The 10,864-nt window shown below is 70.7% G+C and carries 9 protein-coding genes and 5 tRNA genes; 2 read left to right on the forward strand and 12 right to left on the reverse strand.

Going from position 1 to position 10,864, the window contains the following annotated elements; genetic code table 11:
* Positions 1-2 precede the first annotated feature (2 nt).
* Entirely contained in the window at positions 3-1,439 is a 1,437-nt protein-coding gene (leuC, locus tag OG199_RS14250) for a 3-isopropylmalate dehydratase large subunit (RefSeq protein WP_356806432.1), read from the reverse strand.
* 190 nt (positions 1,440-1,629) lie between these two features.
* Here leuC and ndgR point away from each other — a divergent pair, with 190 nt between their 5' ends.
* Positions 1,630-2,346, forward strand: coding sequence for an IclR family transcriptional regulator NdgR (gene ndgR / locus OG199_RS14255; RefSeq protein WP_037625007.1), 717 nt, complete (start codon positions 1,630-1,632; stop codon positions 2,344-2,346).
* Between the two features lie 182 nt (positions 2,347-2,528).
* Here ndgR and OG199_RS14260 read toward each other — a convergent pair whose 3' ends face one another.
* Entirely contained in the window at positions 2,529-3,068 is a 540-nt protein-coding gene (locus tag OG199_RS14260) for a DUF4188 domain-containing protein (protein WP_405829762.1), read from the reverse strand.
* Between the two features lie 81 nt (positions 3,069-3,149).
* Between OG199_RS14260 and OG199_RS14265 the strand changes: the two genes are divergently transcribed.
* Entirely contained in the window at positions 3,150-3,794 is a 645-nt protein-coding gene (locus tag OG199_RS14265; protein WP_356806427.1) for a MerR family transcriptional regulator, read from the forward strand.
* A gap of 102 nt (positions 3,795-3,896) precedes the next feature.
* Here OG199_RS14265 and OG199_RS14270 read toward each other — a convergent pair.
* The 10 genes from OG199_RS14270 to OG199_RS14315 form a co-directional block, all read right to left on the reverse strand.
* A tRNA-Glu gene (locus OG199_RS14270) sits at positions 3,897-3,969 on the reverse strand.
* Positions 3,970-3,998: 29 nt separating this feature from the next.
* Positions 3,999-4,070, reverse strand: a tRNA-Gln gene (locus tag OG199_RS14275).
* Positions 4,071-4,103: 33 nt separating this feature from the next.
* Positions 4,104-4,176 (reverse strand) — tRNA-Glu (locus OG199_RS14280).
* Positions 4,177-4,238: 62 nt separating this feature from the next.
* A tRNA-Glu gene (locus OG199_RS14285) sits at positions 4,239-4,311 on the reverse strand.
* A gap of 42 nt (positions 4,312-4,353) precedes the next feature.
* A tRNA-Gln gene (locus OG199_RS14290) sits at positions 4,354-4,425 on the reverse strand.
* Positions 4,426-4,515: 90 nt separating this feature from the next.
* On the reverse strand, positions 4,516-5,247 hold the full coding sequence (locus tag OG199_RS14295) for an HAD family hydrolase (protein ID WP_356807638.1): 732 nt from the start codon (positions 5,245-5,247) through the stop codon (positions 4,516-4,518).
* A 36-nt stretch (positions 5,248-5,283) separates the two neighbouring features.
* Positions 5,284-7,521: a FlgD immunoglobulin-like domain containing protein gene (locus tag OG199_RS14300; protein WP_405829764.1), complete on the reverse strand. Its 2,238-nt coding sequence runs from the start codon at positions 7,519-7,521 to the stop codon at positions 5,284-5,286.
* A gap of 173 nt (positions 7,522-7,694) precedes the next feature.
* Positions 7,695-9,209, reverse strand: coding sequence for a glutamate--tRNA ligase (gene gltX, locus OG199_RS14305; protein ID WP_356807641.1), 1,515 nt, complete (start codon positions 9,207-9,209; stop codon positions 7,695-7,697).
* Complete coding sequence (locus tag OG199_RS14310; protein ID WP_266701605.1) at positions 9,202-9,990, reverse strand: fumarylacetoacetate hydrolase family protein; 789 nt, start codon at positions 9,988-9,990, stop codon at positions 9,202-9,204. The genes gltX and OG199_RS14310 overlap by 8 nt, the downstream gene beginning before the upstream one ends.
* Positions 9,991-10,110: 120 nt before the next feature.
* On the reverse strand, positions 10,111-10,299 hold the full coding sequence (locus OG199_RS14315; protein WP_356807643.1) for a hypothetical protein: 189 nt from the start codon (positions 10,297-10,299) through the stop codon (positions 10,111-10,113).
* Positions 10,300-10,864 lie beyond the last annotated feature (565 nt).

Raw genomic sequence — 10,864 nt, forward strand, 5'->3', positions numbered from 1 at the left:
GCTTATCGGACTCCAGCGGGCGTACGGGCGGCGGGCGCGTCGGACAGGTCGGCCGGGGAGGCCAGATGGCCCAGCACGGCGGTGGCGGCGGCGACCTGCGGGGAGACCAGGTGCGTACGGCCGCCCTTGCCCTGCCTGCCCTCGAAGTTGCGGTTGGAGGTGGACGCGGAGCGCTCACCGGGGGCCAGCTGGTCGGGGTTCATGCCCAGACACATCGAGCAGCCCGCGTGCCGCCATTCGGCGCCGGCCTCCTTGAAGACCACGTCCAGGCCCTCGGAGACGGCCTGCAGGCCGACCCGCGCGGAGCCGGGGACCACCAGCATCCGTACGCCCTCGGCGACTTTGCGGCCCTCGACGATCGCGGCGGCGGCCCGCAGGTCCTCGATGCGACCGTTGGTGCACGAACCTACGAAGACGGTGTCGACCTCGATGTCGCGCAGCGGCTGTCCGGCGGTCAACCCCATGTATTCCAGGGCCTTTTCGGCGGCCAGGCGCTCCGAAGCGTCTTCGTACGAAGCCGGGTCGGGGACGGACGCCGAAAGCGGCGCGCCCTGACCGGGGTTGGTTCCCCAGGTCACGAACGGGGCCAGCGAGGGACCGTCGATGACGACCTCGGCGTCGAAGACCGCGTCCTCGTCCGTCTTCAGCGTCTTCCAGTACGCGACCGCCGCGTCCCAGTCCTCGCCCTCGGGCGCGTGGGCGCGTCCCCGCAGGTAGGCGAAGGTCGTCTCGTCGGGGGCGATCATGCCCGCGCGGGCGCCGGCCTCGATCGACATGTTGCAGATGGTCATCCGGGCCTCCATCGAGAGCTTCTCGATGGCGGAGCCGCGGTATTCCAGGATGTAGCCCTGGCCGCCGCCGGTGCCGATCCGGGCGATGATCGCCAGGATCAGGTCCTTGGCGGTGACGCCCTCGGGCAGCTCGCCGTCGACCGTGATGGCCATGGTCTTGGGGCGGGCCAGCGGCAGCGTCTGGGTGGCCAGCACGTGCTCGACCTGCGAGGTGCCGATGCCGAACGCCAGCGCGCCGAAGGCGCCGTGCGTGGAGGTGTGCGAGTCGCCGCAGACCACGGTGGTGCCCGGCTGGGTCAGGCCCAGCTGCGGTCCCACGACGTGGACGACACCCTGCTCGACGTCGCCCAGGGAGTGCAGGCGCACACCGAACTCGGCCGCGTTCTTGCGCAGCGTCTCCAGCTGGACCCGGGAGACCGGGTCCGCGATGGGCTTGTCGATGTCGAGGGTCGGGGTGTTGTGATCCTCGGTGGCGATGGTGAGGTCGAGACGGCGCACGGGGCGTCCCGCCTGACGCAGACCGTCGAAGGCCTGGGGGCTGGTCACCTCGTGCAGCAGGTGCAGATCGATGAAGAGGAGGTCGGGCTCGCCCTCGGCGCGCCGGACGACGTGGTCGTCCCAGACCTTCTCCGCGAGTGTCCTACCCATCGCTTTCCCTCCGGCCGGCCTGTGTGGCGCCGGCCCAACTAGAGATTTCCGGTGCGGCAGACGTTCGTACCCCTCGTCCGGACGTCGTCCGCCAGGCCCGTTGGTCCGCGGGCCGCTGTGTCTACAAGGGTGGCGCGTTCCACCGAAAATTGAACTTGCGTTTCACAGAGTGAGACGCGAGTATCGTTTCATGGACAACAGTAGCGGCGTCGGCGTTCTGGACAAGGCAGCCCTTGTCCTGAGCGCTCTGGAGTCCGGTCCGGCCACCCTCGCGGGCCTGGTCGCGGCGACCGGACTGGCACGACCCACGGCACATCGTCTCGCCGTGGCGCTGGAACACCACCGGATGGTGGCGCGCGACATGCAGGGGCGTTTCATCCTCGGACCCCGGCTCTCCGAGCTGGCCGCGGCCGCGGGCGAGGACCGCCTGCTCGCCACGGCGGGCCCGGTGCTCACGCACCTGCGCGACATCACGGGCGAGAGCGCCCAGCTCTACCGCCGCCAGGGCGACATGCGTATCTGTGTCGCCGCGGCCGAGCGTCTGTCCGGCCTCCGGGACACGGTCCCGGTCGGCTCCACGCTCACCATGAAGGCCGGGTCCTCGGCCCAGATCCTGATGGCCTGGGAGGAGCCGGAGCGGCTGCACCGAGGTCTGCAGGGCGCCCGCTTCACGGCGACGGCGCTGTCGGGCGTGCGGCGCCGGGGCTGGGCCCAGTCGATCGGCGAGCGCGAGCCGGGCGTCGCCTCCGTCTCCGCGCCGGTGCGCGGTCCGTCGAACCGCGTGGTGGCCGCCGTCTCGGTCTCCGGGCCGATCGAGCGTCTGACCCGGCACCCGGGCCGGATGCACGCGCAGGCGGTCATCGATGCGGCCGGCCGCCTCTCCGAGGCCCTGCGCCGCACCGGCTGAGCCACACCCCGCCCACGTCACGGGAACGGGCCGGCCTCAACGCCGCGGCAGGCTCGTCCCCCGGAGACCTCCCGGCCCTCGCAAGGGGCCCGGGGTAACGCACCTTGCGACCGACCAGCGCCCCACGCGTACAGGGGCGCGGGGAACCGCGCGCCCGGCCGCAGCCGGCCCGCGCCGTCCGGTCAACCCGCCCCTCCCCCGGCCTCCGCTCCCGCCTCCGCCCGGGGCGACCGGTGCGCGAACCGGTCGGCCCCCCGCCGTCCCCGCTTCTCCACCGGCAGGACCCCGTGCGCGGCGACCAGTCCGAAGGGCGGCATGTCCGCGTAGATCGACTCGTACGACCCCTCCGGCACGACGTACGTCTCGTGCCAGAGCCCCACGTGCTGCCGGAGCTTGCCCGCGCGCTCCTTGCGGTTGATGATCGCCCACGCCTGGTGGTGGAACATGTCGGGCGCCGACGCGTACGCGTAGAGCTTCTCCTTGGACTCCCAGTACTGGACGACGTAGTACGTCCGCGGCGACGCCGTCAGCAGGATGCGGCCGAGCAGCCCTCGGCCGGGCTCCTTCTCCAGACCCCGCAGCATGCGCAGCATGGCGAGGAACACCGGAACCCACTGGTGCACCGCCCAGAAGTGGTTGACGCGCATACCGATCAGCAGGACGACCACGTCCCCCTCGGCGGCTGCGGTGGTACGGCCTGCGGTCACGCGGGTGCCGGACATCTCGTCCCCTCCGTTGGCGAGCGGCGCTATCCGATGGCGCCATGCTTGGATAGTCGCGCCATCCAAGGAAGGGCGCAAGAGATGCGGCTTGCGGAGTTGAGCGAGCGGAGCGGAGTGTCCACCGCGACGATCAAGTACTACCTGCGGGAAGGGCTGTTGACTCCCGGGCGCCAGGTCAACGCGACGACGGCGGACTACGACGAGAGTCATCTGCGCCGGCTGCGACTGGTGCGGGCACTGATCCAGGTGGGCCGGGTGCCGGTGGCCACGGCCAGGGAGGTCCTCGGGCACGTCGACGACGAGTCCCTGGGCCGGACGATCCGGCTGGGGGCGGCCCTGTGGGCGCTGCCGCAGGAGCCCGAGCCGGATGATCAGGACCCGGCGGTCCGGTCCGCGCGCCGCGAGGTGGACCGGCTGCTGGCGGACCTGGGCTGGGAGACCGCGCGGGAGCTCGCCCCGCTCTCCCCCGTGCACCGCTCGCTGGTGGCGGCGGTGGCCACGCTGATCCGGCTCGGCTATTCCTGGGATGCCGAACTCCTCGCGCCGTACGCGGAGTTGATGCGCCAGGTGGCCGTGCGGGACCTGGACTACCTGGAGACGCACACGTCCGACGCGGAGCGGGTGGAGACCGCGGTCGCCTCGGCCGTGCTCTTCGAGCCGGTGCTGCGGGCGTTGCACCGGCTGGCGCAGGAGCAGGAGTCGGCGCGGCGGTACGGCATCGAGTGAGCGGCCGTCCGGGCAGGGTTCGTCGATCCGTACGACGAGGTCCGGGGCCGCCCGGGAAACGCCTACGGGCCCCCACCGAAGTGGAGGCCCGTAGGACTCTTGTACCCCCGACCGGATTCGAACCGGCGCTACCGCCTTGAGAGGGCGGCGTGCTAGGCCGCTACACAACGGGGGCCTTGGATCTTGCGTTTCCGCAGATCCGAGCTGGGCTACCAGGACTCGAACCTAGAATGACGGTACCAGAAACCGTAGTGTTGCCAATTACACCATAGCCCATGGTGGTCTAGACCATTAGATGGTTTAGATCAGTACCCCCGACCGGATTCGAACCGGCGCTACTGCCGTGAGAGGGCAGCGTGCTAGGCCGCTACACAACGGGGGCCCTAGCGATCCTGCATGAGAGGCAGCGGGTGCGACCCGGACTGCCTTCCTGGGAAGGATCTGTACCCCCGACCGGATTCGAACCGGCGCTACTGCCGTGAGAGGGCAGCGTGCTAGGCCGCTACACAACGGGGGCGTTGCGGAATTGATCTCCGCGGTTGCAGATGAGCTCTGCGAGCTGGCCTACCAGGACTCGAACCTAGACTAACGGAACCAGAAACCGTCGTGCTGCCAATTACACCATAGGCCACTGAAACTCAATCCCCTGTTGGGATCTCGTTTTAGCTTGCGCCTCCGAGCTCCGGCCTTTCGGCCTTCTCTCGGCGGCGCAGGAAGAACATTACCTGAAGGTGGACGGCGCTCCAAAACGGGTATCGGCGCGGAGGACCGCGGGGAGTTCGGCCAGCGAGACGATCCGGTGCGGACCCGTCGGCGGGTCGCCGACGGCGGTGTGAGTGCCGTCACGGTCGATCCAGACGGAGAGCAGACCCGCCTCGGCGGCGCCCCGTCCGTCGATCTCCGGATGGTCACCGACGTAGGCGACCCGGTGCGGCGGCAGGCCCAGGGCCTCGCAGGCCGCGTGGAAGGCGGCCGCGGCGGGCTTGGAGACGCCGAGTTCGGCGGCGCACAGGATCGCCTCGAAGCGGTCGTGCACGCCGAGGACGCGCAGCTTGCGGTCCTGTACGAGAAGGCTGGAGTTGGACAGGACCGCGTGCCGGTGGCTGGCGACGAGGTCGTCCAGGACGGGCAGGACGTCCGGGAAGAGGGTCCAGGCCGACTCGTAGTGCGTGATGTAGCGGTCGAACCAGGCGTCGGCCTCGGTGTCGCTCAGCGACTCCCCCAGGAACACCCTGACCCGTTCCCGGCGCTGACCCTGCCAGTCCGTCTCGCCCGCCGAGAACCGCGCCCACTGCGCGTCGGTGACCTCGCGCCAGCGCGCGAGGGCCTGCTCGACGGACGCGCCGCCGAGCAGGCCCTCGGCCGCCAGATGGCTCCGCATGCCCGCCCGGTCCGCGGCCGTGTAGTCGAAGATCGTGTCGTCGATGTCCCAGACCACCGCGTCGATGCTCATGCACCGACCGTATCCCCGGGCGCGGGCGGATGTCCCTCAGCCGGCGGTGGTCGTGCCGGTCAGGGCGAGCGCGGCGCCCTGGCCGTCGCGCGGCTCTGCGGTCAGTTTCCAGGTGTAGGTGCCGGGCGGTACGAAGGTGCCGGAGTCCGTACGGGCGTCCCAGGCGGGGCGGACCGCGGCGGCGGTGGAAGCGCCGGTGAGGGTGCGCACGACGGTGCCGGAGGCGTTGCTCAGGGTCAGCCGCCACGTCGAGGGCTTGTTCAGCTGCCACACGGGCCGCCAGGGGTTCGCGGTGGTGGGGCCGCCCGGCTGCGGGTCGGTCTGTGCCTCCATCTGGGCGAGCGCCGAGGTCGGCACGCCCGCCGTGACGATCGCCACCTGACGTCTGTCGGTGAGGTAGGCGACGTTGCCGCCGAACCGGTCCACCGCCCAGCGGCCGGTGCTGCCCCCGGTGTTCTGGTCCGCGCTGGGCAGCACGGCCAGGGTGCGGGTGGTCGCGCTGCCGGTGTGGAAGTCGGTGAGCAGCAGTTCGTGGGTGGTGCGGTTCTCGCGGACGAGATAGCCGTCGGCGAGGCGGGCCTGGCCGGCCGGGACGGTGACGGCGCGGTTCGTGGCACGGTCGTAGACGCCCGCGGGGCCGGCCGAGCCGCAGCTCCAGTACAGCCAGGCGTTGACGGCCTGGATCTCGCTGGGCGTGCAGGGGGCGCCGGTGTCGACGGTGGCGACGTTCTTCTTGGTCTTGAGGTCGTACGCCACGACGGTGCCCCGGGTGCTGCCGGGGGTCCACAGGCGCTGGCCCCAGACCGCGGCGGCGGTGCGGGTGCGGTCGAGCGCGGTCGCACCGGCGGTGGCACCGCGGGGGAAGTCGGTGACCCGCTGGCTGCCGGGGGTGCCTCCGTTGTAGAGGACGTAGCGCCCGGTGCCGGTGCCGATGCGGCCGCCGGCGTCGCCGGTGGGCGCGTCGGCGATCGTGGTCGTGTCGAGCCCGACGGCCAGGACGTGCTCCTGGCCCTGGGTGTCGGTCCACAGCGAGGCCACCCGGCCGTCGCCCAGTGCTTCGAGCTGCGGGCACGCGGCGTCGCCGCCCGGGCAGGTCGCGCCCTGGAGGGTGGGGCCGCGGCGGGTCTGCAGGCCGGTGGGTTTGCCCGCGGTGTCCAGCGGGATGCCGTAGAAACCGTAGATGCCGCCGGTGTGCGTCGTGTTGCCGTACATCAGCAGCTCGCCCCCGGCGAGCGTCATGCCGTCCGGGGTGGCCTGCCAGGCGGGCAGGTCGAGCGCCTTCTCGGTGGTGGCGGTGCCGTCCTCGGCGGGGGTGACGCGGTACACGTGCCAGTCGACACTCGACGGGCCGGCGGTGGCGAGGGCACCGCCGTCCGGGGTGGCCAGGTAGGACCCCTTGGAGTTGGCGAGCAGGGTGCGGGCCGTGTTGTCGGTGAGCGAGACGGCCGTGAGCTCGGGGGTGGTGCCGCCGGGCAGGAACATGGCGTTGGCGGCGAGGAGTTGGTCGCCCACCACGGCCTGCGCCTCGCCGAAGAAGGAAGCCGTGATGGTGCTGGGGGCGGTGCCGGGGGCGGAGTCCACGCGGATCGCCTTGGTGCCGTCGACCAGCCAGCGGTCGTTGAAGACGACCCGGGGCGAGGTGCCGACGCCGGTGAGATAGGTGCGGAAGGTGCCGTCGGCGAGGTCCACGAGCCCCACGTCGGTGGCGCCGTCACGCGTGTAGACGACCGCGAGGCGGCGGACCGAGCCGCCGGTGACGAAGGTGCCGGTGAGCTGGGCGCCGTCGGGGAGCCCGGTCACCGGGAGATCGGTGGTGGTGCCGTCGGCGGCGGCGCGCAGCACGTGCGGGGCGCCCGCGGCGTCCTGGGTGAGCACGCTCCAGCCGGAGGCGGTCCGGTACGTCTGGCCGGACGGGACGGTGACCGTGGCGGTCACGCCGGTGGAGCGGTGCCGCTGGGTCACGGTGGCGCCGGAGACGGTGGTGACGACGTCGGTGCCGGTGGGCAGGTCGTCCGGGCCCGCGTGCGCGGGCGGTGTGACACCCGGGTAGTCGGCCCACTGGAGCGAACCCAAGCTCTCGGGCAGCCGGTAGCGGAACCCGGACGATCCCGCCCAGGTGTAGTCGATCTCGGTCGGCAGCGTGCTGCTCAGCTGCACGGTGGCCACGGGTGTGTCGACGGCCGGCGCGGCGTGCGCGGGCGCGGTGAGCACGGCGCACGACAGGGCCGCGGCCCCGCTGAGGGCCAGTGCGGCAAGTCTTCGTGAACGGGTCACGTTCCCCTCCCCTGAAACATGGTGCACAGACGCATCATGTACACAGAGGACATCCAACTGTCGCCGCAAGAGCGGGAGTTGACAGAACCGGTGAACTCCGGGTGACGGGTCGGTGTACGAACGAGGGGGCGGCGCCCGAACCGGACACCGCCCCCTGCGCGTACACCGTTTGCCTACGCGGTGAGCCGCTCCAGCGCGGCGTCGACCCGCGCCAGCGCCTTCTCCTGGCCCAGGATCTGCAGGGACTCGAAGAGCGGCAGGCCGACCGTGCGGCCGGTGACGGCGACGCGGACGGGGGCCTGGGCCTTGCCGAGCTTGAGGCCGTGCTCCTCGCCGGCGGCCAGGACGGCCTCCTTGAGGGACTCCGGGGAGGACCAGTCGGCCGCGTCCAGCTTCTCGCGGGCCGTACGCAGGAGCGCGTCCGAGCCCTCCTTCATCGCCTTCGTCCAGGAGGCCTCGTCGTGGGCCGGCTCCGGCAGGAACAGGAAGTCGACGTTGTCCGTGATCTCGGAGAGGACCTTCAGCCGGGACTGCGCGTACGGGGCGATCATCTGCCACTTCGCCTCGTCGAAGTCCTCCGGCGCCCAGGGGGCGAAGGGGGCCTTCAGCCAGGGGGCGCAGCGCTCCGTGAAGTCCTTCACGTCGAGCAGCCGGATGTGGTCGGCGTTGATCGACTCGGCCTTCTTGAGGTCGAAGCGGGCCGGGTTCGGGTTCACGTCCGTGACGTCGAAGGCGGCGACCATCTCGTCGATGCCGAAGATGTCGCGGTCCGCCGAGAGCGACCAGCCGAGCAGGGAGAGGTAGTTCAGCAGCCCCTCGGGGAGGAACCCGCGCTCCCGGTAGAGGTTGAGCGAGGACTCCGGGTCACGCTTGGAGAGCTTCTTGTTGCCCTCGCCCATGACGTACGGGAGGTGGCCGAAGGCCGGGGTCTCCTTGGCGATGCCCAGTTCGGTCAGCGCCTTGTAGAGGGCGATCTGCCGCGGGGTGGAGGAGAGCAGGTCCTCGCCGCGCAGGACGTGGGTGATCTCCATCAGGGCGTCGTCGACCGGGTTGACCAGCGTGTACAGGGGCGCGCCGTTGGCTCGTACGATCCCGTAGTCGGGCACGTTCTCCGGGAGGTACGTGATCTCGCCACGGACCAGGTCCGTGAAGGTGATCGCCTCGTCGGGCATCCGGAAGCGGACGATCGGGGTGCGGCCCTCGGCCTCGTACGCGGCCTTCTGCTCGGCGGAGAGGTCGCGGCAGTGGCCGTCGTAGCCGGAGGGCTTGCCGGCGGCGCGGGCGGCGTCGCGCCGGGCGTCCAGCTCTTCGGTGGAGCAGTAGCAGCGGTACGCGTGGCCGGTGTCCAGCAGCTTCTGGGCGACGTCCTTGTAGAGGTCCATCCGCTGCGACTGGCGGTAGGGCGCGTGCGGTCCGCCGACCTCGGGGCCCTCGTCCCAGTCGAAGCCCAGCCAGCGCATCGCGTCGAGCAGCTGGCCGTACGACTCCTCGGAGTCGCGGGCCGCGTCGGTGTCCTCGATGCGGAAGACCAGAGTGCCTTCGTTGTGCCGGGCGAACGCCCAGTTGAACAGGGCCGTACGGACCAGGCCCACATGGGGGTTGCCGGTCGGGGACGGACAGAAACGTACGCGTGGGGGCACCCCCTGTCCGAGCGGCGCCGAGGACTTGGGGGAATTCGCGTTAGCCACGCTTGATCACCTTGTTGGTGAGAGTGCCGATGCCTTCGATGGTGACGGCGACCTCGTCGCCGACGTTCAGGGGGCCGACCCCAGCGGGGGTGCCGGTGAGGATCACGTCGCCGGGGAGCAGCGTCATGGCCTCGGTGATGTTGACGATCAGGTCCTCGACGGAGTGGGTCATCTCACTGGTGCGGCCGAGCTGGCGCTGCTGACCGTTGACGGTGCACTGGATGGTGATGCCCTCGGAGATCGCGGCGAGGTCCAGGTCCGTCTCCACCCAGGGGCCGAGCGGGCAGGAGCTGTCGAAGCCCTTGGCCCGCGCCCACTGCTTCTCGCGCTTCTGGACGTCGCGCGCGGTGACGTCGTTGGCGCAGGTGTAGCCGAGGATGACGTCCTTCACGCGCTCACGCGGCACCTCGCGGCACATCCGGCCGATCACCACGGCGAGCTCGGCCTCGTGGTGCAGCTCGTTCGAGAAGGAGGGGTACTGGATGTCGTCGCCGGGGCCGATCACCGAGGTCGACGGCTTGAAGAAGGCGAACGGGGCGTCGGGCACCTCGTTGCCCAGCTCCTTCGCGTGCTCCGCGTAGTTGCGGCCGAAGGCCACGACCTTGTTCGGGAGCACCGGCGGCAGCAGCCGGACCTTGCTGAGGGGGACCTTCGTTCCGGAGAGCTCGAAGTCCGCGAACGGGATGCCCTTGATGATGTCGAGGACGAGTTCGTCCGGCTTGTCGCCCTCGACCGCGCCGAACGCGACGTTGCCGTCGATGGAGAACCTGGCGATGCGCACGGGATCCTTGCGCCCCTCACTGAGCTGGCTGGAGTCTGACGCTCCAGGCTAACGCGGAGAGGGGTCCGCGCCCCGCGCATATCCGTCGGCGCGGTGAGCGGGCGGGGGCCGGCGTGCGTACTAGTCGGCGACGGAGGCCGCCACCGGGGCTTCCATGAGGATGGTGCGGCGCGGGTTGGCGGTCTGGGCGGGAAGGTCGACGGAGTGCTCCGGCTGCTCCTGCGCCGGCAGCGCGTCGGCGTCCTCGAGGTGCGCCAGCGTGGTGCGTCGCGGGTTGGCTATGTTGCGGAACATCATCGTCGTCTTCACTGTTCTCTTCGACCTCGTCGGAGCGGGCGCCGGGTGGGCTCAAGAGCCCCCGCGTCGGCGCAGGTTGTCGGATTTGCCATCCCTGTAAAGCGCCAGGCTAAACATGCGATTCCCGGTGGAAGCCGTGAAGACCTCATGATCGGCATGTGAGTTTGCTCACTCAGGGGTTGCCAAACCGGTCAATTCAGGCCGTCAACGCGCTCCGGCGAAACGGACATTGGTTCACTGAACCCAACATTCCGCTCCTGATCATGGCGACTGGGACACCCCTCGCACCTCGCTGGATCGTAGGGATACGACCGGAATGTACGAGATCACTTTCTACGTGTCGTGACCTTGCCCTCACAAGCTGTCACGGTGGTCACAGCCTGGTACATGGGCCTTGTTGGAGATCCTGCACTGTGCTGGAATTCCACGGACCGCCGCGGGATCGAACCGGCGCGCAGGAGGCGCGACTCAGCGCCGAGTGGCGGCGGGGAGGGGGAGCAGCGCCGGTCACTCACGACCACACCAGGGGGCGCGTCTGCGCCCCTGAACGACGCCGACACCGTCCCGCCGTTTGCGC

This window comes from Streptomyces sp. NBC_01176 (assembly GCF_045039825.1).
Taxonomy (GTDB): Bacteria; Actinomycetota; Actinomycetes; order Streptomycetales; family Streptomycetaceae; genus Streptomyces.